Origin of the sequence: Xanthomonas sp. D-99 (genome assembly GCF_017746145.1) — a bacterium.
Classification (GTDB): Bacteria; Pseudomonadota; Gammaproteobacteria; order Xanthomonadales; family Xanthomonadaceae; genus Xanthomonas; species Xanthomonas cissicola.
Map to the genome: position 1 here is coordinate 45,928 of NZ_JAGHWU010000022.1, position 23,674 is coordinate 69,601.

The 23,674-nt window shown below is 63.8% G+C and carries 20 protein-coding genes and 1 riboswitch; of the genes, 15 read left to right on the forward strand and 5 right to left on the reverse strand.

Annotation, left to right across the window (positions count from 1 at the left end):
* Positions 1–195 precede the first annotated feature (195 nt).
* Together J7360_RS10240 and crcB are read left to right on the forward strand one after the other, a co-directional pair.
* Positions 196–1,569 (forward strand): replication-associated recombination protein A, encoded by a 1,374-nt coding sequence (locus tag J7360_RS10240; protein WP_057659437.1) that lies wholly within the window; start codon positions 196–198, stop codon positions 1,567–1,569.
* 2 nt (positions 1,570–1,571) lie between these two features.
* A riboswitch (Fluoride riboswitch) is annotated at positions 1,572–1,639 on the forward strand.
* 109 nt (positions 1,640–1,748) lie between these two features.
* The gene (crcB, locus tag J7360_RS10245) at positions 1,749–2,150 is read left to right on the forward strand and encodes a fluoride efflux transporter CrcB (RefSeq protein WP_022559136.1); all 402 of its coding nucleotides are present in this window, start codon (positions 1,749–1,751) and stop codon (positions 2,148–2,150) included.
* Between the two features lie 316 nt (positions 2,151–2,466).
* On the opposite strand, the gene J7360_RS10250 is transcribed toward crcB, so the two are convergent.
* From J7360_RS10250 to J7360_RS10260, 3 genes are all read right to left on the reverse strand, one after another.
* Entirely contained in the window at positions 2,467–3,672 is a 1,206-nt protein-coding gene (locus tag J7360_RS10250) for an acetyl-CoA C-acyltransferase (protein ID WP_209033792.1), read from the reverse strand.
* Positions 3,673–3,836: 164 nt separating this feature from the next.
* Positions 3,837–6,209 (reverse strand): 3-hydroxyacyl-CoA dehydrogenase/enoyl-CoA hydratase family protein, encoded by a 2,373-nt coding sequence (locus J7360_RS10255; RefSeq protein WP_007963816.1) that lies wholly within the window; start codon positions 6,207–6,209, stop codon positions 3,837–3,839.
* A gap of 24 nt (positions 6,210–6,233) precedes the next feature.
* The gene (locus J7360_RS10260) at positions 6,234–6,866 is read right to left on the reverse strand and encodes a TetR/AcrR family transcriptional regulator (RefSeq protein ID WP_209033794.1); all 633 of its coding nucleotides are present in this window, start codon (positions 6,864–6,866) and stop codon (positions 6,234–6,236) included.
* Between the two features lie 218 nt (positions 6,867–7,084).
* Here J7360_RS10260 and ndk point away from each other — a divergent pair, with 218 nt between their 5' ends.
* The 8 genes from ndk (at position 7,085) to glp (ending at position 15,255) form a co-directional block, all read left to right on the forward strand.
* Positions 7,085–7,510, forward strand: coding sequence for a nucleoside-diphosphate kinase (ndk, locus tag J7360_RS10265; protein WP_007963814.1), 426 nt, complete (start codon positions 7,085–7,087; stop codon positions 7,508–7,510).
* 30 nt (positions 7,511–7,540) lie between these two features.
* Positions 7,541–8,734 (forward strand): 23S rRNA (adenine(2503)-C(2))-methyltransferase RlmN, encoded by a 1,194-nt coding sequence (gene rlmN / locus J7360_RS10270; RefSeq protein ID WP_254894380.1) that lies wholly within the window; start codon positions 7,541–7,543, stop codon positions 8,732–8,734.
* Positions 8,735–8,744: 10 nt separating this feature from the next.
* Complete coding sequence (pilW, locus tag J7360_RS10275) at positions 8,745–9,533, forward strand: type IV pilus biogenesis/stability protein PilW (protein ID WP_057659442.1); 789 nt, start codon at positions 8,745–8,747, stop codon at positions 9,531–9,533.
* Entirely contained in the window at positions 9,530–10,390 is an 861-nt protein-coding gene (locus J7360_RS10280) for a helix-turn-helix domain-containing protein (protein WP_007963811.1), read from the forward strand. Before pilW ends, J7360_RS10280 begins: the two co-directional genes overlap by 4 nt.
* A 69-nt stretch (positions 10,391–10,459) precedes the next feature.
* Positions 10,460–11,098, forward strand: coding sequence for a tetratricopeptide repeat protein (locus J7360_RS10285; RefSeq protein WP_007963810.1), 639 nt, complete (start codon positions 10,460–10,462; stop codon positions 11,096–11,098).
* On the forward strand, positions 11,098–12,315 hold the full coding sequence (gene bamB / locus J7360_RS10290; protein WP_057659444.1) for an outer membrane protein assembly factor BamB: 1,218 nt from the start codon (positions 11,098–11,100) through the stop codon (positions 12,313–12,315). Before J7360_RS10285 ends, bamB begins: the two co-directional genes overlap by 1 nt.
* 10 nt (positions 12,316–12,325) lie before the next feature.
* On the forward strand, positions 12,326–13,723 hold the full coding sequence (gene der, locus J7360_RS10295; RefSeq protein WP_007963808.1) for a ribosome biogenesis GTPase Der: 1,398 nt from the start codon (positions 12,326–12,328) through the stop codon (positions 13,721–13,723).
* A gap of 311 nt (positions 13,724–14,034) precedes the next feature.
* Positions 14,035–15,255 carry a gephyrin-like molybdotransferase Glp gene (gene glp / locus J7360_RS10300; protein WP_057659445.1) on the forward strand — a complete coding sequence of 407 codons (1,221 nt, stop codon included), beginning with the start codon at positions 14,035–14,037 and terminating at the stop codon, positions 15,253–15,255.
* Between the two features lie 347 nt (positions 15,256–15,602).
* On the opposite strand, the gene moeB is transcribed toward glp, so the two are convergent.
* A complete protein-coding gene (moeB, locus tag J7360_RS10305) occupies positions 15,603–16,808 on the reverse strand; it encodes a molybdopterin-synthase adenylyltransferase MoeB (protein WP_176214978.1) in 1,206 nt (401 codons plus the stop codon).
* A gap of 185 nt (positions 16,809–16,993) precedes the next feature.
* Between moeB and J7360_RS10310 the strand changes: the two genes are divergently transcribed.
* The 5 genes from J7360_RS10310 (at position 16,994) to J7360_RS10330 (ending at position 22,622) form a co-directional block, all read left to right on the forward strand.
* On the forward strand, positions 16,994–19,648 hold the full coding sequence (locus J7360_RS10310; protein ID WP_209033796.1) for a TonB-dependent receptor: 2,655 nt from the start codon (positions 16,994–16,996) through the stop codon (positions 19,646–19,648).
* Positions 19,649–19,730: 82 nt separating this feature from the next.
* Positions 19,731–19,946, forward strand: a complete 216-nt coding sequence (locus J7360_RS10315) for a hypothetical protein (RefSeq protein ID WP_042675080.1) — start codon at positions 19,731–19,733, stop codon at positions 19,944–19,946.
* A gap of 380 nt (positions 19,947–20,326) precedes the next feature.
* Positions 20,327–20,905: a DUF4142 domain-containing protein gene (locus J7360_RS10320; RefSeq protein WP_209033798.1), complete on the forward strand. Its 579-nt coding sequence runs from the start codon at positions 20,327–20,329 to the stop codon at positions 20,903–20,905.
* A gap of 3 nt (positions 20,906–20,908) precedes the next feature.
* Positions 20,909–21,439, forward strand: coding sequence for a hypothetical protein (locus J7360_RS10325; RefSeq protein ID WP_057659449.1), 531 nt, complete (start codon positions 20,909–20,911; stop codon positions 21,437–21,439).
* A gap of 13 nt (positions 21,440–21,452) precedes the next feature.
* Entirely contained in the window at positions 21,453–22,622 is a 1,170-nt protein-coding gene (locus J7360_RS10330) for a zinc-dependent alcohol dehydrogenase (RefSeq protein ID WP_057659452.1), read from the forward strand.
* A gap of 194 nt (positions 22,623–22,816) precedes the next feature.
* Here J7360_RS10330 and J7360_RS10335 read toward each other — a convergent pair whose 3' ends face one another.
* Entirely contained in the window at positions 22,817–23,587 is a 771-nt protein-coding gene (locus J7360_RS10335; RefSeq protein ID WP_089095429.1) for an OBAP family protein, read from the reverse strand.
* Positions 23,588–23,674: the final 87 nt, after the last annotated feature.

Here is a 23,674-nt window from a genome sequence, read left to right on the forward strand (position 1 = left end):
CTCGCGGCCGATGCGGGTGCAGGCAAGCGATGACATGCGATCACTCGTTACTGAGTAACAGTATTGCGCTGCGCATTCGATGCGGTGCACCTGCGCGAAGTGGTCGCTTGGAAAGAGAACGTCGGCGTCGCTGCCAGCGATGGTCGAACACTGCGTTGTGGAGCGTCCATCAGGCGCAGGCGGTAGAATGAAGGGGTGAGCAAAGCCAAACGTCCCGACTCGATCACACCCGATCTGCTGCATGTCGATCGCAGCGCCATGGGGCCCCTGGCAGAGCGGATGCGGCCGCGCACGCTTGACGAGATGGTGGGGCAGAAGCGCTTGCTGGCTCCCGACAGCGCCTTGCGGCGCGCGGTCGAATCCGGGCGCGTGCACTCGATGATCCTGTGGGGCCCGCCGGGATGCGGCAAGACCACATTGGCCTTGTTGCTGGCGCACTACGCAGACGCCGAATTCAAGGCGATCTCGGCCGTGCTGTCCGGCCTGCCGGACGTGCGGCAGGTGCTGGCAGAGGCGGCGCAGCGTTTTGCCGGTGGCCGCCGCACCGTGTTGTTCGTCGATGAGGTGCATCGCTTCAACAAGGCGCAGCAGGATGCGTTCTTGCCGCATATCGAACGCGGCACGATTCTGTTCGTCGGTGCGACCACTGAAAATCCATCCTTCGAGTTGAACTCAGCGTTGTTGTCGCGCTGCCGCGTGCATGTGCTGGAAGGCGTGTCGCCGCAGGACATCGTCGCGGCCTTGCAGCGTGCCTTGCGCGATGCCGAGCGCGGCTTGGGGACCGAGACGATCCAGGTCAGCGAAGCATCGCTGCTGGAAATCGCCAGCGCCGCCGACGGCGATGTGCGTCGGGCCCTGACGCTGTTGGAAATTGCTGCGGAACTGGCGGCAGGCGAGGGTGGCGAAATTACGCCGCAGACGTTGCTTCAGGTGCTGGCCGACCGTACGCGCCGCTTCGACAAGAACGGCGAGCAGTTCTACGACCAGATTTCGGCGCTGCATAAGTCCGTGCGCAGCTCCAACCCGGATGCAGCGCTGTACTGGCTGACGCGCATGCTCGATGGCGGGTGCGACCCGGCGTATCTGGCGCGTCGCTTGACCCGCATGGCGATCGAGGACATTGGCCTGGCCGATCCGCGCGCGCAGAGCATGGCGCTGGAAGCCTGGGACATCTTCGAGCGCCTCGGCAGCCCGGAAGGCGAGTTGGCATTCGCACAGCTGGTGCTGTATCTGGCCAGCACTGCCAAATCCAACGCCGGCTATGCTGCCTTCAATCAGGCCAAGGCCGAAGTGCGCGCCACCGGCACGCAGGAGGTGCCGCTGCATCTACGCAACGCACCGACCAAGCTGATGAAGACGCTGGGTTACGGCCAGGATTACCAGTACGACCATGATGCCGAGGGCGGTATCGCGCTGGATCAGACCGGCTTCCCGGATGCGATGGGCGAGCGCGTGTACTACAACCCGGTGCCGCGCGGGATGGAGATCAAGCTGAAGGAAAAGCTCGATCGGCTGCGCGAGGCGCGCGCGCAGGCACGGGCTGACAAGGCCGGCAAGCCCGCGGCATAATCGGCCGCACAGGAGATGGCATTCCTCCTCGAACCGCCCGCACCCGCGCGCTGATGATGCCTGCCCACCCTCGCCGGGGCGGCAGGTCTGTGCCCCGGCATCGCTCTTGACTCAGGAAGGATGACGCCGATGTCGCGCATTATTTTTTCGAAAGCACGCTCCGGTCACGAGGTGTGCGCATGAACGCACCGATGTGGTGGCAACAGCTGTTGCTGGCCATGACCGGTGGTGCACTGGGATCCGGTTTGCGTTTTGCGATCGGTGCCTCGTTGATCCAACGCTTCGGTACCGTCTTCCCGTGGGGAACGCTGACGGTGAACCTGCTCGGGTCGTTCGTTGCCGGCGTGTTGCTGGTCTGGCTGGATGCACGCGGGCCATCGAGCTGGCCGCTGCGGGCCTTGTTGATCGTTGGGGTGATCGGTGGGCTGACCACGTTTTCGTCGCTGATGATGGAGTGCCTGGTATTCGCGCGCACCGACCGCTCGACGATGATCGGCATCTATCTGGCGGTGACCTTGCTGGCTGGACTGGCGCTGGTCTTCGCAGGTGCGCGGACCGGTCAATGGCTGGTGACGCGCTGAGCGCGGCCGCCTGGTCGCGCTCAGCGGCGCGCCCATTGCCGTATCTACATCGCCAGCTTCAATCGCCGCGGCGAGATGATCGATGCATCAGAATGCAACGCATCGCGTTTCGGTGGGCACGCGGGGGGATATGCGTTGGATCGCCTCGCCGGAACGTTGGCGAGATCGCGTTGACCGGCAGAGCAAAGGGCGTACTTGCGCACGCCCTTTGGTGACAGCATGGAGATTTGATCGCTAAACCTGATCTCCGTAGGTCGATGACACCTATGGAACACCAGATCGACCCCGGAAGGCCGACCCGGCGCTCCAGCGCGCCTCACAGCGCTTCGATGATGCCCGCAGCGCCCATGCCGGTCCCGATGCACATGGTGACCATGCCGTACTTCTGCTGACGACGGCGCAGGCCATGCACCAGCGTGGCGGCACGGATCGCGCCGGTGGCGCCCAGCGGATGGCCAAGGGCGATTGCGCCGCCCAGTGGGTTGACCTTGGACGGATCCAGCTCGCTGTCGCGGATGACCGCCAACGCCTGCGCCGCGAAAGCTTCGTTGAGCTCGATCCAGTCCAGCTGGTCCTTGGTCAGGCCGGCCTGCTTGAGCGCCTTGGGAATGGCGGCGATCGGTCCGATACCCATGACTTCCGGGCGCACGCCAGCGACCGAGAAGCTGACAAAGCGGGCCAGCGGAGTGAGGCCGTAATCCTTGATCGCCTGCTCGGAGGCCAGCAGCACCGCGCCGGCGCCATCGCTCATCTGCGACGAATTGCCGGCGGTGACGCTGCCGCCGAACTGGCCGTTGCGAAACACCGGGCGCAGCTTGGCCAGGCCCTCGAGCGAGCTGTCCGGACGCGGACCTTCGTCGGTGTCGACCAGGCGCTTGCGCAGGGCGATCACATTGCCGGCCAGGTCGGGCTGATGCGAGTGGATTTCGTACGGGCTGATTTCGTCGCGGAACTCGCCGGCCGCAATCGCCGCGATCGCTCTCTGGTGCGAGGCCAGCGCGAACGCATCCTGGTCTTCGCGCGACACCTTCCACTCTTCGGCGACCTTCTCGGCAGTGATGCCCATGCCGTACGCAATGGCCACATGGTCGTCGGCGAACACGCTTGGCGACATCGCCACCTTGTTGCCCATCATCGGCACCATCGACATCGACTCGGTGCCGCCGGCCAGCATCAGGTCGGCATTGCCCAGACGGATCTGGTCGGCCGCCATGGCGATGGCCTGGATGCCGGACGAACAGAAGCGGTTGATGGTCTGACCGGCCACCGAATTGGGCAGGCCCGCCAGCAGCACGCCAATGCGCGCCACGTTCATGCCTTGCTCGCCTTCGGGCATGGCGCAGCCGATGATGGCGTCGTCGATGCGCGAGGTATCGATGCCTGGCGCCTGCGCGACCACTGCGCGCAGCACGTGCGCCAGCATGTCGTCGGGACGGGTATTACGGAACACGCCCTTCGGCGCCTTGCCCACCGGCGTACGCCTGGCGGCGACGATGTAGGCTTCCTGGATCTGCTTGCTCATTTGGCTTTCTCCGAAAGCCGGGATTGGGGATTCGGGATTGAGGATTCGTCGAAGCGGATCCCGGTGCCCGAATGTTTCCTGCCCGGCGGATGAATTTGTTTGAAGCGAGAAGCGTCAAGAGTGGGGATCCGCTGTTACGAATCCCCAATCCCGAATCCCAAATCTCAGTTCCTCAACGGCTTGCCCGTCTTCAACATGTGCCCAATCCGGGCCTGGGTCTTTTCCTGCTGGGCCAGTTCGACAAAGTGCTTGCGCTCCAGCTTGAGCAGCCATTCTTCATCGACCAGCGCGCCGCGATCGACTTCGCCACCGCACACCACCGTGGCGATGCGGCTGGCGATTTCGTAGTCGTATTCGCTGATGAAGCGGCCTTCCAGCATGTTGACCAGCAGCATCTTGAAGGTGGCGATGCCGACGTCACCGGCAACCTGGATGTGGCGTGCCGGCAGCGGGGCGCGGTAGCCGCCCTCGGCCAGTGCGCGCGCTTCGGCCTTGGCGATGTGCAGGCTCTCGTAGCTGTTGAACACCACTTTGTCGGTGGCGCGCAGCAGGCCCAGTTCCTTGGCATTGACCGCCGAGTTGGAGACCTTGGCCATTGCCACGGTTTCGAAGGTCTTTTTCAGCTCGGCAAACACGTCGCCGCCCGGGCCTGCGGCGATCGACGCACGTACCGCGATTTCCTTCAGGCCGCCGCCGGCCGGCAGCAGGCCGACGCCAGCTTCGACCAGGCCGATATAGCTCTCCAGCGAGGCCACCGTCTTGGCGCTGTGCATCTGGAACTCGCAACCGCCGCCCAGTGCCAAGCCGCGCACGGCCGAGATCACCGGCACCTGCGCGTACTTGATGCGCTGGCTGGTGGCCTGGAAATTGGCGACCAATGCTTCGAAGGCATCGACCTTGCCAGCCTGCAGCAGGCCGAGCGCGCCGGCCAGGTCGGCGCCGGCGGAGAAGGGCTCCTTCTGCTGCCAGATCACCAGGCCGGCGAAGTCCTTCTCGGCGCGGCCAACGACTTCCTGCAAGCCATTGAGCACGTGGTCGGAGACGGTGTTCATCTTGGTCTTGAAGCTGACCACCGCGATGTCGTCGCCGTCATGCCACATGCGCACGCCGTCGTTCTCGAACACGGTTTCGCCGGGCGAGAACTGCTCGCCCAGCAACGGATCGGGGAAGCGTTGGCGCTTGTACACCGGCAGCGCCGAGCGCGGCAGCTTGGCGTCGCGCGCCGGGCTATACGAGCCTTCGGCGCCATGCACGCCATCGCGACCGTCGAACACCCAGTTCGGCAACGGTGCGCTGCTCATGCTCTTGCCGTTGGAAATGTCTTCGGCGATCCACTGCGCCACCTGCTTCCAGCCCGCTGCCTGCCAGGTCTCGAACGGGCCCAGCGACCAACCGTAGCCCCAGCGAATCGCCAGATCCACATCGCGTGCGGTCTCGGCGATATCGGCCAGATGGAAGGCGCTGTAGTGGAACAGGTCGCGGAACGTCGCCCACAGGAACTGCGCCTGCGGATGCTCGCTTTCGCGCAGCTTGGCGAACTTCTCGGCCGGATTCTTGATCTTGAGGATCTCGACCACTTCCGGTGCGGCACTGCGATCGGCGGCGCGGTAATCCTGCTTGTGCAGGTCCAGCACCACGATGTCCTTGCCGACCTTGCGGAAGATGCCGGCCCCGACCTTCTGGCCCAGCGCGCCCTTGGCGATCAGCGCCTCCAGCCACTTCGGCGAGGTGAAATACTGATGCCACGGGTCGTCCGGCAAGGTGTCGCCCATGGTCTTGATGACGTGCGCCATGGTGTCCAGGCCGACCACATCGGAGGTGCGATAGGTGGCCGACTTGGGACGGCCGACCAGCGGGCCGGTCAGCGCATCGACTTCGTCAAAGCCCAGGCCGAATTCCTGCGTGTGATGGATGGTGGACAGGATCGAGAACACGCCGATGCGGTTGCCGATGAAGTTCGGCGTGTCCTTGGCATACACCACGCCCTTGCCGAGCGTGGTCACCAGGAAGGCTTCCAGGCCTTCGAGCACGGCCTTGTCGGTGCCCTTGGCCGGAATCAACTCGGCCAGGTGCATGTAGCGCGGCGGGTTGAAGAAGTGCACGCCGCAAAAGCGGTGGCGCAGCTGCTCGGGCAACACATCCGACAGCTTGTTGATGCCCAGGCCGGAGGTATTGGATGCCAGCACTGCATGCTCAGAGACGAACGGGGCGATCTTCTTGTACAGGTCCTGCTTCCAGTCCATGCGTTCGGCGATCGCTTCGATGATCAGATCGCAGTCGCGCAGTTGCTCCAGCCCGCTCTCATAGTTGGCTGGCGTGATCGCCTCGGCCAGCGCCTTGCTGGCGAGCGGGGCAGGGCTCAGCTTGCCGAGATTGGCGATCGCCTTGAGTACGATGCCGTCGGCCGGGCCTTCCTTGGCAGGCAGGTCGAACAGCACGGTGTCGACACCGGCATTGGTGAGGTGGGCGGCGATCTGCGCGCCCATGACGCCGGCACCGAGCACGGCGGCGCGACGGACTAGCAACGGGTTGGACATAGCGATAGGCCTCTTGTGGAACGTTTACGGTGTGGAATGGGCGCGGAAACCGGGCTCCGCGAAACGAATGAGTTCGCGCGCCGCGCGCGCGCGATGGTCGGCCTCGCTGACGCCCGCAGGCCGCTTGATGAGCCCGAAGTCGGCCATGGCATAGGTCAGTGCGCCGGCAAGAAAATCCAGCCGCCAGTACAGCTCTTCCTTGCTCAGGCCCGGCACGCAGCCGGCAATGGCCTTTCCGAATTCGCGCAGCACATGCCCGTAGTGGTCGGACAGGAACTTGCGCAGGTTGTCGTTCTTTTCGGCATATGCGCGTGCGATCACGCGTACGAACGCGCCGCCGTTCTGGCGGTCCTGCGCCATCGCCAACGCCGGCTCGACGAAGGCAGCGAGCACGGCTGTGAGCTCGCCGGGCTGCGACTTCTTCGCCGCTTCCAGCTGCTGCAGGCGCGCTGCGGTCATTTCGTCCATGCGCCGGCGGAACACCTCGTTGACCAGGTTTTCCTTGGAGCCGAAGTGGTAATTGACCGCCGCGATATTGACGTCGGCCTGCGCGGTCAGCTGGCGCAGCGACGTGCCGGCGAACCCGTGCTGGGCGAACAGCTCCTCGGCCGCACCGAGAATGCGGTCCTTGGTGGAGAAGTGGGCGGGCTTGGGCATGCGCGAAGACAGGACTCAATCAAACGATTGTTTGAGTCTACGGGCTCGCCCGCCGGCAGGTCATGTCGCAACGCAGCACGATTCAGGAGGCGGTGTGCAAACGCAGCGTTGACGAGATAGAATTGACCATCGCAAAGAAGCCTAAGCCCGCGTTTTGTCGCGGGTTTTTTTCATGATAACCTCGGGCCTTCAGTGGCCCGCCCAACGGAGAACTTCCCATGGCGCTGGAGCGCACCCTGTCCATCATCAAGCCCGACGCCGTTGCCAAGAACGTCATCGGCGACATCTACAGCCGCTTCGAAAAGGCTGGCCTGAAGGTCGTGGCCGCCAAGTACAAGCAGCTGTCGCGTCGTGAAGCCGAAGGCTTCTACGCCGTTCATCGCGAGCGTCCGTTCTTCAACGCGCTGGTCGAGTTCATGATTTCCGGCCCGGTGATGATCCAGGCGCTGGAAGGCGAGAACGCCGTTGCCGCACACCGCGACCTGCTGGGTGCGACCAATCCCAAGGACGCTGCGCCGGGCACCATCCGCGCCGACTTCGCCGATTCGATCGATGCCAATGCCGCCCACGGCTCGGATTCGGTCGAGAACGCTGCCAACGAAGTCGCGTATTTCTTTGCCGCCACCGAAGTGGTCTCGCGCTGAGGCCGAGTGAGTCGAATCGTGAATGAGGTCGTGATCCCTTCCGTGCTGCAGGACGGCTCCGTCCGTCCCCCGGAGCCGCGCAAGCAGAACCTGCTCGACCTCGATCGCGAGGGTCTGGAGCGCTTCTTCGCCGATACGCTCGGCGAGGCGCGTTACCGTGCCCATCAGGTGATGAAGTGGATCCATCATCGCTACGTCACCGATTTCGACCAGATGACGGACCTCGGCAAGGCGCTGCGTGCGAAGTTGCACCAACACGCCGAGGTTCTCGTCCCGAACGTGGTGTTCGACAAGCCTTCGTCCGACGGCACCCACAAATGGCTGTTGGCCATGGGCACCGACGGCAAGAACGCCATCGAAACCGTGTACATCCCCGACAAGGGCCGCGGCACGCTGTGCGTGTCCTCCCAGGTCGGCTGCGGCTTGAACTGCACCTTTTGTTCGACCGCCACCCAGGGCTTCAACCGCAACCTCACCACGGCCGAAATCATCGGCCAGGTGTGGGTGGCGGCGCGCCATCTGGGCAATGTGCCGCACCAGCAGCGCCGTCTCACCAATGTGGTGATGATGGGCATGGGCGAGCCGCTGATGAATTTCGACAACGTCGTGCGCGCGATGAGCGTGATGCGCGACGATCTTGGCTACGGGCTGGCCAGCAAGCGGGTCACGCTGTCGACCTCCGGCCTGGTGCCGATGATCGACCGGCTCTCCACCGAAAGCGACGTCTCGCTGGCGGTGTCGCTGCATGCAGCCAACGATGCGCTGCGTGAAAGCCTGGTGCCGTTGAACAAGAAATACCCGATCGCCGAGTTGATGGAGTCGTGCGCGCGCTACTTGCGCAGCAGCAAGAAACGCGATTCGGTGACCTTCGAATACACCTTGATGAAAGGCATCAACGACCAGCCGGAGCATGCGCGCCAGTTGGCCAGGTTGATGCGGCAGTTCGACAACGCCGTGCAGTCCAAGGACGCCGGCAAGGTCAATCTGATTCCGTTCAATCCGTTTCCTGGAACGCGCTATGAGCGCTCGGGCGAGACCGAGATTCGCGCGTTCCAGAAGATCCTGCTCGATGCGCAGGTGTTGACGATGGTTCGCCGCACCCGTGGCGACGACATCGATGCCGCATGCGGGCAGCTCAAGGGGCAGGTCATGGACCGCACCCGTCGCCAGGCGGAGTTCCGCCGCACATTGGAAGGGCAGGCCGATCGAGATGCGGCAGCGTGAACTCGCGTTAATGGCGGCCGTGGCGATCGCGCTGAGCGCGGTCGGTTGCGGTGGTCGCAATGCCAAGGCCGGCTCGGCCAAGAGTGTGGAGGAAGTCGCGCCGGTGTATTCGTTCCGCGACGACAAGGCCACCAAGAATCGCCTGGCCGTCCAGGAGAAATTGGGTCTGGCCCGCAACCGGCTGCAGACCGGCGATTACGCCAGCGCTGAAGATCAGGTGCGCGCCGCCTTGAAAAAGGACCCGCAGTCGGCGGATGCCATCGGCCTGCTGGCGCTGATTCAGGGCGCCAGGGGCGATGCGGCGGCAGCTGGTGCGTCGTACCGGCGGGCCGCAGAAATCGCGCCGCAACGCGGCGACGTGCTGAATAACTATGGTGCCTGGTTGTGCGCGAATGGCTCGCCCAGCGAAGCGTTGACCTGGTTCGATCGCGCACTGGCCGACCGGACGTACGCCTCGCCTGCGTCTGCATTGGGCAATGCCGGCGGGTGCGCGCTTAAGGCAGGACAGCCTGAGCGAGCAGCGGGCGATCTGCGCAAAGCGCTCGATCTAGACCCGAATAATCCGTATGCGCTCGAATCGATGGCACGTCTGGAAGTCGGGCGCCGCAATTATTTCGAAGCCCGCGCTTTTATCGAACGCCGCCTTGCGGCTGCACCGGCAACTGCTTCCGTGTTACAACTCGCCATTCAGATTGAGCAAGGGCTAGGCGACAAGGTAGCTGCCGGCCGTTACCAACAGCGGTTGGTCAAGGAATTCCCTGACGCAGCGACCGCTACTCCCGGGGCCAATGCATTGTGATCAGTGATTCCAATCCGAACCTTTTCGAGCAGGAAAAGGGCTGCGGACAGCATTTGCGCGAAGCGCGCGAGGCGGCAGGTCTGAGTGTGGACGCGGTGGCCGGCAAGTTGCGCATGCCGGCACACGTGGTGCACGCCTTGGAGCAGGAGGACTGGCAGCGACTGGGCGCGCCGGTGTTCGTACGCGGGCAGCTGCGCAGCTATGCGCGCTTGTTGCAGGTCGATCTGGAGCCGCTGTTGCAGCAGGCCACGATTGCGCCGATCGAGCCGGTCAAGCTGGTCAGTCACACGCATACGCCGCGCGCGCGGCGCATTCTCGAAAGCACCGCGCGCAAGGCCATGTATGTGGTCATTACCGGCGTGTTCGCGGTACCGGTCTGGTATGCGACGCGCTCGCATCTGGATGGCAAGGCGCCAAGCACGGTGTCCTTGGACAGCATGCCGGAGGCTGCAAAGTCCGCTGCGCCACGCAATCCAGCAACGCAGGCCGCCGCAGCGCCGCGCGAGCAGCCGGCGCCGTATATCGCATCGATGACCCCGGTGCCGCGTGCTACCGCCGACGTCCAGGCGCCTGCGGCGGCAGTTGCTCCCGGCGGCAGTTTGTCGTTGAGTTTCAGCGGCGACAGCTGGGTGCAGATCCTGGCACCGGATGGCAGTGCGGTCGAAAAAGCCCTGATACGTGCCGGTGAACAACGCACGTATTCGCCCGGTCAGGTGGGGCGCATCGTGCTCGGCAATGCCTCGGCGGTACAGGTTCAGCAAGGCGGCAGTATCGTCGATGTGAAACCGTTCCAGCGCGCTAACGTGGCCCGTTTTGCGGTATCCTCCGACGGCTCCGTGGTACCTGCTTCCGAGTGAGGCGGACTGCGGTTTTTCATTTATCCCTTTGATGTTCCGCGCCTCCGGGATGACGGAGCGAGAGTACGCATGGCGATCGACGATCTGCTGGACGAACACGAACAAGGCGAACGCGTTCGTTCCTGGTTGAGAAAGAATGGCGCGGGTCTGGTGGGCGGTGTCCTGCTTGGTCTGGCACTGATCCTGGGTTGGCAGTGGTGGCAGACGCGCACCAACACCGCATTGGTCGAGGCCAATGGCCGCTACGAGGCGGTGGTGAAGTCGATTCAGGCCAAGGACCTGGACAAGGCCGCCAAGGACATCGTGGCGCTGGACGACGGCAAGGGCGGCATTTACGCCGAGTTGGCGGCGCTGCGTCTGGCCAAGGCCCAGGTCGATGCCGGCAAGAATGCCGAGGCGATCAAGACCTTGCGCGATGTCCCGGCCGAAGGCGAGCTCAAGCAGATCGTGCAGCAGCGCCTGGCGCGCCTGCTGACCGAAAGCGGCAAGCCGGACGAAGCGATCAAGCTGCTGGCCGAGGCGCAGGATCACGCCAGCTTGGAGATCCGCGCCGATGCGCTGGTCGTGCAGGGCAAGCCGGATGAGGCCCGTGCGCTGTACACCAAGGCCCTGACCACGGTGGATGTGGCCTCGCCGCAGCGCCGGTTGCTGGAAACCAAGCTGATGGATGTGGGCGGCAAGGTACCCGATCCGGCGGAGCAGATTTGATGAAGCAGGTTGATATGTACAAGCGCGTTGCGTTGATTGCTTTGATGGGTCTGTCGCTGGCTGGCTGCAGCACCGTCAAGGGCTGGTTTGCCGGGAAGGATGCTGCCGCCAAGAAGGCGCAGGAACCTGCCGAGCTGGTGAAGTTCGAGCCATCGGTCAAGGTCGAGAAGATCTGGTCTGCCGGCGTCGGCAAGGGTGAAGGGCATATCGGCGTCCGTCAGCGCCCGGCCGTGGCCGACGGCAAGGTATATGCAGCGGCGATCACCGGTGGCGTAGAGGCACTTGACCTGCAGACCGGCAAGCGCGTCTGGGAATACAAGCCCAAGAAAGAAGAGCGTAACGACCGCAAGTTCAAGCAGCGTCTATCCGGTGGTCCCGGTGTAGGCGAGGGCCTGGTGGTGATTGGTAGCCTGTCCGGCGATGTGATTGCCTTGAACCAGGCCGACGGCACTGAAAAGTGGCGGGCCAAAGTGCCGAACGAAGTGATCGCTGCGCCGGCCATCGCACAGAACCTGGTGCTGGTACGTAGCAACGACGGTCGGGTGACCGCGTTTGATGCCGCAACCGGCGAGCGTCGCTGGTTCCACGCCGAAGAAGGCCCGACCTTGTCCGTCCGCGGCAATGCGCCCATCGTGACCGGCCCGGGCGTGGTGTTCCTCGGTAACGACAGCGGTACCTTGAGTGCGCTGGCGCTGCAGGATGGTCGCCCGTTGTGGGAGCAGGCCATCGGCGTGCCGGAAGGCCGCACCGAGCTGGAGCGCATGTCCGACGTCGATGGCGCGCCGGTGCTGGATGGCACCACGCTGTATGCGACCAGCTTCAAGAATGAAACCCTCGCATTGGAAGGCCCGAGCGGCCGCCCGCTGTGGACGCGCGATCATGGCGGCGCCGGCGGCGTTGGTGTGTCGTCGGCGGTCGTGGTCGTATCGGACAATGCCGGATCGGTGTGGGGACTGGACAAGAGCAGCGGTGCGGCGATGTGGTCGCAGGCTGCGTTGGCACGCCGTTCGCTGACCGGTGTGGCCATCCAGGGCGATTACGCCGTGGTTGGCGACTACAAGGGCTATCTGCACTGGCTGAAACTCAGCGACGGCGCACTGGCCGCGCGCGCACGTGCTGGACGCGATACGCTCATGGCGCAGCCGCAGGTGGTCGACGGCATTTTGCTGGTACAAAACACCGACGGCGATCTCACCGCCTTCCGGTTGGCACAATAAGGATCTTGCGATGCTGCCCCTGGTCGCCCTGGTTGGACGGCCCAATGTCGGCAAGTCCACCATCTTCAATGCGCTGACGCGCACCCGTGACGCGCTGGTCCACGACCAGCCCGGCGTCACTCGCGACCGCAACTACGGGGTCTGCCGTCTCGACGAGCAGCAGCCCTTCATCGTCGTCGATACCGGCGGTATCGCCGGCGACGAGGAAGGTCTTGCCGGGGCCACGGCCCGCCAGGCACGGGCCGCCGCCGGCGAAGCCGATCTGGTGCTGTTCGTGGTCGATGGCCGCGAAGGCGCGTCCTCGCTCGATGACGAGATTCTTGCCTGGTTGCGCAAATTGGCGCGGCCGACCGTGCTGGTGATCAACAAGATCGACGGCACCGACGAAGAAACCGTGCGCTCGGAATTCGCGCGCTACGGCTTCTCCGACGTGGTGGCGTTGTCTGCCGCGCATCGGCAGGGCATCGACGAATTGCTTGACGAGGTGGGTGCGCGGTTGCCCGAGGAAGGGGCCGGCGAGCTGCTGGACAACGACCCGGCGCGCGTGCGCATCGCCTTCGTGGGGCGCCCGAATGTGGGCAAGTCGACCCTGGTCAATCGCCTGCTGGGCGAAGAACGCATGATCGCTTCGGAAGTGCCGGGCACCACGCGCGATTCGATCGCGGTGGACCTTGAGCGCGATGGCCGGCAGTACCGCCTGATCGATACCGCCGGCCTGCGCCGTCGCGGCAAGGTGGAAGAGGCGGTCGAGAAATTCAGCGCGTTCAAGACGCTGCAGGCGATCGAGCAATGCCAGGTCGCGGTGCTGATGCTGGACGCCACCGAAGGCGTGACCGATCAGGACGCGACGATTCTCGGCGCGATCCTGGATGCCGGGCGTGCCCTGGTCGTGGCGATCAACAAATGGGACGGGCAAAGCGATTACCAGCGTGCGCAGGCCGAAGATCTGCTGTCGCGCAAGCTGGGCTTCGTCAACTGGGCCGAGGCGGTGCGGATTTCCGCATTGCACGGCTCGGGCATGCGCGAGCTGTTCCACGCGATTCACCGCGCTCATGCATCGGCTACGCATGAGTTCAGCACCAGCGAAGTGAACCAGGCGCTGGAAATCGCTTATGAGACCAACCCGCCGCCGAGCATTCGCGGGCATGTCTCCAAGCTGCGGTATGTGCACCCGGGCGGCGCGAATCCGCCGACCTTCATCGTGCATGGCACGCGCCTGAAGGTGTTGCCGGAATCGTACAAGCGCTATCTGGAAAACTTCTTCCGGAAGCGTTTCAAGCTGGTTGGTACGCCGGTGCGTTTCATCTTCCGTGAGGGCGCCAATCCGTACGAGGGCAAGAAGAATCCGCTCTCCGATCGTCAGGTGGCCCGCAAGCGGCGCCTGATGCGGCATGTCAAAGGGAAGTAACGGCGCGCAGGCCGCCTGAGGCGTGATGTCCAGGCGGTGCGGGAGGCGTGTGGATCTGTGGCTTGCGCGCGGTAAATCGTTCTCAGAGCCCGGGATTTGCACGTTTCGTGCATCTTCCTGAGCGTTCGATCGAGGCTTGAGACAGTTCCTGCCGCGTGCATGCGTTCGTTCTTGGGCACTCGTGGCGGCGCGTGCAGGTGCAAGCGAAAGTCGCTCGTAGCGCAGCGCGTTATTAAGGCCCATCTCCTGCTTCGGCGGCCGGGTGGTGCCGCCATCCTTCGCGTTGGCGATGCGCTGGTATCCTGCGCGGCATGACCGATCATCCTTCCCGCATTCCGTACACGCAGGCGCTGCAGATTCTGCACAGTGTCGCGGCCAGCAACCGTTCGCCCGATGAAAACATCGCCACCTCGCGTGCCGATGGGCGGATTTCTGCAGGCGACCTGATCGCACCGCTGGCGCTGCCGCCGTTTGCCAACAGCGCGATGGATGGCTTTGCGCTGCGGCACGCCGATATTGCGGCCGGCGATGCGTCGTTGCAGCTGGTTGGCGAACAGTTTGCCGGCGAGCGCTGGGCCGGCACACTGGCTGCCGGGCAATGCCTGCGTATCACCACCGGCGCGCCACTGCCCGATGGCGCCGATACCGTGATTGCCAAGGAAGATGCCGACGAACGCGACGGCATGGTGCGGTTTCAGACCACGCCTGCACCGGGCGCAGCTGTGCGCTTGGCCGGCAGCGACGTACGCGCCGGCGATCTGGTGATCCAGGCCGGGCAGGTGCTGACGCCTGCACGCATCGGTCTGGCTGCTGCGCTGGGGGTGTCGCGGCTTGCGGTCGCGCCGCGCCCGACCATTGCGGTGCTGGCCACTGGCGATGAGCTGATCGAGCCAGGCATGCCGCTCGGCCCGGGACAGATCTACAACAGCAACCGCGACATGCTGATGGCGCAACTGCGTGCGTTGGGCTACGCGCCGACCGCCTGGCCGACATTGCCGGACGACCCGCAACGTATCCGCACCATGCTGGAAGATGCGGCCGCGGCGTTCGATGTGGTGATCACCTGCGGCGGCGTTTCTGCTGGCGAAAAGGATTATCTGCCGCGTCTGATCGGCGAATTGGGGCGCATCCATTTCTGGCGTGTGCGCATGCGCCCGGGAATGCCGGCGGTGTTGGGGCAGATTGGTCGCTGCCTGGTCTTGGGACTGCCGGGCAACCCGGTCTCGGTGCTGGCAACGCTGATTGCCTACGGTGTACCGTTGCTGGATGGATTGCAGGGACGCAGCGAGCCGCGCCCGGTCTGGCATGCGGCCTTGGCAAGCCCATGGGAAAAGCGCCATGAGCGGCTGGAATTCCTGCGTGGGCGATTGGAATGCGGCGAAGATGGGCGGCTGACCGCACTGCCGCACCGCGGCGACGCCTCACATCTACTGCGTGGCGCGGCCGACAGCAATGCATTGATCGTGTTGCCCGAGCAGGCGCGGCGCTTCGAGGCCGGCGAGATCGTGCGGGTGATTCCGTACGCGTTGTGAGCGTTTGCTTGATCGATGGTGCCCGGCAGGATGACGCGCGCCTGGTTGGAGTGTTTACGCGATGCGCAGGGGATGCGGCGTGCGGGGCGCGTCAACGCGCAGGATAATTGCGTAAGCGTTTTGGTCGTGGCGTAAAAGCGACGCTTCGAAAAAGCGAACGCCTCGACATTGAGAGCGAATCGCTCGATAGCCGCTCTCGGCGGGAGAAGGGTTGGGTGAGGGTACGGCGGAAGACAGCCATCCACGCCCACGTCGCCGAACTGCTCAACGCAGCGATACACCTGGTTGCTTCGGTGGCAAGTCAATCAGGCAACTGACGGACACCACACCGCGGCGATGAGCTGACCTCAACCAACCGCACTACCGCAGAACGCCGCGTAGTCCGCATAACCGCGAAATACCGCGCCAGGCGCACAGACCGGGCAGTGCGGGTCCGGCGGCAAGCGGATGTCGCGGAAGCGCATCGCCAACGCATCGAAACTGAGCAGGCGGCCAGTGAGACCGGCGCCGATGCCGAGCAGCAGCTTGATCGCTTCGGTCGCCTGCAGGAGTCCGATCACCCCGGGCAGTACGCCGAGCACTCCAGCTTCGGCACAACTGGGCGCGAATTCCGGCGGCGGCGGTTCGGGAAACAGGCAGCGGTAGCAGGGCGCATGACCGCGGTGGCGGCCGGCATCGAAGACGCTGACCTGTCCTTCGAACTGCTGCACGGCGCCGTAAACCAGTGGTTTAGCGAGTTTGACGCAGGCATCGTTGAGCAAATACCGCGCGGGAAAATTATCTGCGCCATCGACCACCACATCCACGTCCTGCAGCAGCGCTTCGACATTGTCGGCCGTCACGCGCGTTTGCACCGCCTCGATGTCCACGCGCGGGTTGAGCGCGGCGATGCGCCGTGCGGCGGAGTCGACCTTTGCAGTGCCGACGCTGTCTTCGGTGTGCAGAATCTGGCGTTGCAGGTTGCTGCGGTCCACCACGTCGTCGTCGGCAATGCGTAGATGCCCCACACCGGCTGCGGCGAGGTAGAACGCTGCCGGCGAGCCTAGTCCGCCGGCGCCGATCAACAACACCCGTGCACGTGCCAGGCGCCGCTGGCCTTCCAGGCCGACCTGCGACAGACGCAGATGGCGTGAATAACGCTCAAGAAAATCCTGCTCGTCCGCCGGCAATGTCGGGCGTACCAGCGGCAGGCCGGCGCTGGCCCATGCGCTGGTGCCGCCGGCCACCGATGCCACGTGCGCATAGCCGTGCGTGCGCAAGATGGCGGCCGTGTGCGCCGAGCGTTTGCCGCTCTGGCAGATCAATACGATTGCGCGGGTTTGCTCGGGCAGATGGACTGCAGGCTCCATTTCCAGGGAGTGCTGTGCGATCGCCATCGCACCTTCGGCCTGGCCGCTGGCACGCTCATGCAGTTGCCGGATGTCGACCAGCAAGGCACCCTGCAGGGCGCGGGCACGGGCATCGGCGGGAGAGATGTCGTGGTTGCTCATGCAGCCATTGTCGCGCAAACGCAGCAGCTGCGATGTGCAATCTTGCCCACGACACGCACGCACCTCGCTGCTGATGAAAGGCGCGTCATGATCGCGGCGCGATGGCGGATGCGATCACGCTGCACTGCGAGCGGCACCGCTGTAATTCGGCCTCGTTCAGCACCTCGTGCGGCTCGTGCGGCCCGGTTTGCCTGTCTTGCGCAGCGCGCCCAGCAGCATCGTCGCAGTGCCTGCCTCAGGAGGCCATCATGCTTATTCCATCGCAGCACGCGTACGTCGCGCGGCGTGCCAACACGTATCGACCGCTGGGTTTGTGCATCGGACTGGCCATGAGTTGCAACGCGGCGGCGCAACAGGCCGCGCCCAACGCCGATGGCGCGGCGCCAGCCACGTCCACGTTGGAGGCGGTGCAGGTCAAAGGCGTGCGCAGCAGCGTGGAAAGCGCCATTTCGATCAAGCAATCGAATGCGGAAATCAGCGATTCCATCGTGGCCGAAGACATCGGCAAGCTGCCCGACAACAGCGTGGCTGCGGCCTTGCAACGTGTAACCGGCGTACAGGTGGCGCGCGCCGGCGGCGAAGTGGGGCAGGTGCTGGTGCGCGGCTTGCCGAACGTCATCACGACCCTGGATGGGCGCAACGTCTTCACAACGGTGGGACGCGACATGGAGCTGGCAGATGTTCCGGCCGAATTGCTGCGCAGCGTGGAGGTGTACAAGACCACCGGCGCGCAATTTCAGGAAGGCGGCATCGCCGGAGTGGTCGATGTGCATTTGCGGCGACCGTTCGATTTCGATCAGGACAGCACGATTGCCGGCAGCGTAAGCGCGTTGCGGGGCGATCAATCCGGCAAGACCGTTCCCAATGGCAGCCTCACCATCAGCCAACGCCGCGACACCGCGATGGGCCGCATGGGGAGCGTGTCCTATCAACGCCGCCCGTATCAGGAATCCAACACATTGTATGGCACTTACGATGCGAAGCCGAACCCGCTTGATCCGGCCCAGCAGATTTACGTGCCCTACGGCGCAGGGGGATTGATGGCGCGCGGCGATCGCAAGCGCAAGTCGGCGAATTTTTCGTTTCAATGGGCGCCGAGCGAGAACAGCGAGGTGTATGTCGACACGCTGTACATCGGTTACGACAACCGGCCCCAAGTGAATTACTGGTTGCCATTCCCGGGGCTGGCGACGCCAGAGAACACCGAATCGGTCGGTCTGCGGCCGGGCAGTGACGTGCTGGCCGACCTGGTGGCGCGCGACATGCGCACGCTCTCCAGCACGCAGGCGCACAAGAACGCGTCGGACACCTACCAAGCTGCGCTGGGCGGGCGTTGGAGTGGCGAGCGCATGCGTGCGAGCAGCGAACTCGCCTATACCTATAGCACCGCCGAGAACCGCTCATTCACGCTGGACATGAACACGCAGGCGCCGCGATTGAACATGCGTTCGGCGGGAGGCGCTGCAGATGTCTGGATCACCCAGGCCGATGGCAGCGCGTACGACATCACCGCGCCAGGCAATTGGGAACTGAGTCAGTACTACGACAGCTGGAACACCCAGAAAGGCGAGGAGTGGGCGTGGCGGGCCGATGCCACCTTCGATCTGGAGCTGGGGCCGTTGCGATCAGTGGACGTGGGTGCGCGCGCAAGCAGGCGGACGGCGACCAATCATTCCGGGGATACCGGCGCACGCAACAATCTGAGCGGCGCACCGATCTACTTGAGCGACGTGCCCGGCCTGGCATCGGTAACGCCCGGCAACATGCTCGACGGCGCGCGTGCATTCACCAGCGAGCGCTGGGCATCGGCCAACCAGGATTTTCTGCTGCAGCAAAGCACCCAGGTGCGTACCTTGATGGGGCAGCCGCCGGGCCCGCCCGATGAAAATCCTGCCTTGTTTTTCGACGATCGCGAAGACAGCTATGCGATCTATGCGCAGGTGAATTACGGTTTCTCGCTTGGGTCCATTCCTGTGGATGGACGTGTCGGCGCGCGCGCGACGCGATTGGATTCGCAATTGCAGGGCAGCCAGTCGCTGGATGGCGTGCTGAGCCCGGTCAGCATCGATCGGCGTATCGACAAGGTGTTACCCAACTACAGCGCCAACCTCAGCTTGCATGAAAACCTGATGCTGCGGCTCGCCGGCAGCACGACGATCACGCGACCGGAATTTGCCGATCTCAATCCGCAGCTGGCCTTGTACCGGTCCACCGAATCGTTGCCGGCGCGCGGCAATGGCGGGAACCCGAAGCTGCGTCCGGTGGAATCGCGCAATGCCGATGTGTCGCTGGAATGGTATTTCCGTCCCGGCTCCTTGCTGTCGGTTGCCGGCTTTCATCACAAGATCGATGGCTATATCCAGAATTACGCAGCCGATGAATCCATCGATGGCATCGTCTATTCGATCAGCCGACCGCGCAATACCGGCGAGGGCAGCTTGAAGGGCGTGGAGGTGGGGTATACGCAGTTCTACGACTTTCTGCCGGGTTGGTGGTCCGGCTTCGGCAGTCAGCTCAACTACACGTATCTCTCGGCCGAGGCCGATTCGCCCGAGGGTATCAGCCAGCCGGTGACCAACGTGTCCAAAAATTCCTACAACGCGATTCTGATGTACGAATACGCGCGGTTCTCGGCGCGGGTCGCCTACAACTGGCGCGGCGACTATGCGGTGAGTTTCAACAGCTCAGGCGATCAGCCCGAACAGATCAATCAGGGACGGGAGAAGTGGCTGGATGCGGCCGTCAATTACGAGCTCAACAAGCATGTGACCTTGTTTGCCGAGGCCACCAATCTGCTCGGCACCACAACCAACAATTATTTCGGTCAGCGGCATGGCGACTTCCCGCGCGAGATCGCATCGCCCGAACGCACTTACACGCTGGGTTTTCGCTTCCGATTATGATGCGGATAACGCGGTCTGCGCGAGACGTTGGCATCAGGCTCACCGGCGCAACGGTAGCGTGAGCCCAGCAGAGGAGACCGTGATGACACCTGACATCGATGCACAACTGAAACAGCTTGCCGAAGCGTTGCCGGACATGCGCACTCAGCACCCGGACGACTTCTGGGATGTGTTCCGAGCCCGTTCCGAGAAAATCACCGGTGCGGCGCAGTCGCAGGAGCAGGCCGCGCAGATCGTCAAACGTATCGACGAGATATTGGCCGCCAACCAGCTGGGACCGGCCGATCCTGGGGCGTGACGCGGGACTGCTGAAGAGATGTGGCAGGTCGGAGCGTATGCCGCAAAGTCGACGTCGCAGCGCTGCAGTGCGAGTTTCACTTGAGGTGGCTGTGCCGTTGATGCGGAGCAGGCCGGCTGGCGGTGCGCATGCAGGCGATTACGTCCTTCCGGAACAGGATCTCCGTCACCCGATGACGAGGTTTTCCGCGTTGCCGCGCAGTGGCGTGGCAGTCAGCGAATTCAAGGCTGGAGAAAAATCGTCAGCTGCGCGACCTTCATACAATGTGACGATGCGTTGCGCTGCAGCAGGCGCCCTTCGCCAGGTCTCGACGCTGGCGCGACGATCGAGTCACGCAACGAAGCCCAGCATCGAGCCACATCATCCAGCTGGAGACTTCCATGAGCACGCGCCACCCGATCATTCTTGTCCTGGCCTTGTGCGTTGGCGTCGGCGTATCTGCGCAGGCGCAGAACACGACACACTCTGCAATGCCCACCGGGCAGCAAACCGCAGGCGCAGCGACACCTGGCGAAGACGAGCGCGAGGCGCTCGGCATCCTGAGTGCCATCAACACCAGCGAAATCAACGCGGCAAATCTGGCATTGCAGAAGCAGGTGCAAGGCGGCGCGCGCGACTACGCCACGCGCATGGTCAAGGAGCATACCGACAACAACCAGAAGATCGCCAAGTGGCAACCGGACACGTCCGCCACGGGGGCAAAGCTGCAAATGACAAAGGGCAAGGCGGAATTGGCCAAGCTGCAAAAGCTGGACGGTCATGCGTTCGAAACGGCCTATATCACCGCGATGGTGAAAGACCACAGCGATGCATTGACGGCGCTCGACAACAAGCTGATCCCGCAGGTAAAGACTCCGCCGGTGCTCGAACACCTGCAGACCACGCGCCATCACGTCGCCGATCATCTGAGTAGTGCCAAGGCGCTACAGGCCACCGGCAAGAACGTAGGAGCCCTTTAAGCCATGGCTGCTTTATCGATCAATCCGGTAGGCACCGACGATGAAGGCACGCACATCGTGCGCAGCATGACCATTCGTGCCGAACCTCACCAGATACTGGATGCCTGGTGTGATGCAAATGTGCAGCAACGCGTGCTGGAAGGCGCCGCCGAACTGGTCTCCGGCGACGGCCAGGCGTCACGCTGGAAGCTGCATGCACCACTGCATCAGGATGTGCAGCTGACCCTGCGCCGCGCCGATGCGCGGCTGGGCGAGTCGGTGCGTTACGACGCCGAGGGCGAGCATGGGCTGCAGCTCACCATCGTATTGCAGGTGCACCCTGCACATGGGCGCGAAGCCAGCGAGGCGACGCTAAGTCTGCACTACGCGGTTGAAGGCATGCTGGCGCAGGTGTTGACCAAGTTGGTGAATCCCGCGCCGTACGTGCTGGCCGGCAAGGGACTACGGCGGCTGCGCGCATGGCTGGAAGCCGGTGAGGTGCCGACCTTGTTGCATACCCCAGCGGCGCGTGCGTCGACGCACGCGCATTCTTAAGGAGGGCTTTTCCGTGCGAGCACTTTGCTGGAATGGCGTTAACGATTTGCGCGTGGAAACCGTGTCCGACCCGGTGCTGGTCAACCCACGCGATGTGATCCTGAAAGTCGGGCTTACCACGACCTGTGGTTCTGATCTGCATTTCATCGACGGCTACCTGCCAACCATGCGCGAGGGCGATGTCATCGGCCATGAATTCATGGGGACGGTGGTGGAGGTAGGCACCGCGGTGAAGAACGTGCGTGTGGGTCAGCGCGTGGTGGTGCCGTCGTTTATCTCCTGTGGCGGTTGCTGGCATTGCGAGCGCAAGGAATTTTCGCTGTGCGACAACACCAACCCTAACTGGGAGATGCAGGAGCCGCTGCTTGGGCATCCAACCGCCGGCATTTATGGCTATACGCATGCCTTTGGCGGCTACGCAGGGTCGCACGCCACCTACATCCGCGTGCCGCACGCGGATGTCGGGTGTTTCGAGGTGCCTGATGGTGTGTCCGATGAGGATGCGCTATTTCTGTCGGATGCAGGTCCCACCGGTTTCATGGGTGCAGACTTCTGCGATATCCAGCCCGGCGACACGGTGGCGGTCTGGGGTTGTGGTGGGGTGGGGCTGATGGCGCAGCAAAGCGCGCGCATCCTGGGCGCAGAGCGGGTGATCGGCATCGACCGGCTGCCTAAGCGTCTGGCGATGGCGCGCGACGTATTAGGTGTGGAGGTGATCGATTATTCGGCGGTCGACAGCGTGGTGGATGTCCTGCGCGAAATGACCGGAGGGCGTGGTCCGGATGCGTGTATCGATGCGGTCGGCATGGAGGCCCATGGCACCGGCATCGGCCATACCTACGATCGGGTCAAGCAGGCCTTGCACTTGCACACCGATCGCGGCCAGGCGCTGCGCGAGGCCATCCTCGCCTGCCGCAAAGGCGGCATCCTGTCGGTTCTGGGCGTGTACGGGGTGATGGACAAGTTTCCGCTGGGTGCGGTGATGAACAAGGGCCTGACGGTACGGACCGCGCAGCAGCACGGGCAGCGATACGTGCCCAAGTTGCTGGACCTGGCGCAGGCTGGACGATTGAAATCCGGCTTTCTGCTGACCCATAAGATGCCGCTGGAAGACGCCGTGCGGGGCTACGACATGTTCAAACACAAGCACGATGGGTGCGTGCGCGCGGGGTTTGTTCCCTAGCGCCAGAGACCTTGGCAGCACTGAGTTGCCTGCGAGCGCGGCAGAAAATTGCTTGCCATCCGGCGTGCGTAACAAGCGCATGGTGCGCGCACGCTGCCAGCTGCATCGGGCGTTCTTCCTGACCTGCATGCATTGCCACGCACGTGCACCACGCCTGACCCTGCTGCACGTGTGCAGCAGGGCCTCTTCTGGGCTCAAGGATGGCTGCCCTTTGCGTCCGTGACGCCAGGAATGGGTTGGGCATCGGAAAAATGTGCACGCAATGCATCCACGCCCTCTTGTGGCTTTGCCAGCGGCACAAGATCTTGACGGTTGGCGCGGCGTTCTGCGGTGGACACCGAGACGGCCCGGTCGCGTTGTGCAACCAACCGCTGCTGCAGTTCCCCGTCGCGATTGAACGACCACGCCAGCATCGGCTCGCCCAGCGGCAAGGTGTCGCCGGGCGTGGTGCCCTTGCGCGAATGCCAGGTGTGCCAGGTCTTGCCGTAGCTGTTGATCTTGCTGCGCATCAATTCCTTCTCGGCGAGCTGCGGCAGGTTGGGAGCGGAAAGCTGGCCGGAAAGGATCTCACCGTTATGCGGATGCCAGAAGCTGCGCTCGTGTTCCGGCAACTGCGCAAACAACGTCTCGGAGATGATGTATTCGATACCGGTGAGGTTGGCGCGGTCGGTATTGCCGTCGTAGAGCGCGCATTGCGCGAGATCTTCGTTGACCTGCTGGCAATAGTGATGCGCCTCCATTTGCTCATCTGGTGCGTCCTTCATCGGATGAAAACCGACCAGATAGATGTCCAGCTTGCCGACCGGGCCGCTGGGTTGCAGCACTTTCGCGCCGGCTTCCAGCACATTGGTCTTGGCACTTTCCGGTGCGCCCGGCGGGGTGACCGACGGCGGGCTGCGCGAGCAACTGGTGCAGAGCGCAACGCCGATCAACAGTGCGGAATGTCGCATGGCGCTTCCCATCAATGAGTGTGCTTCAAGCTAAGAGCGTGGGCGGTTTGCCAGGCGTGAGCGCGGGCCGTGTCACGCAGTGCAGCTTCACCTCGCTTGAGC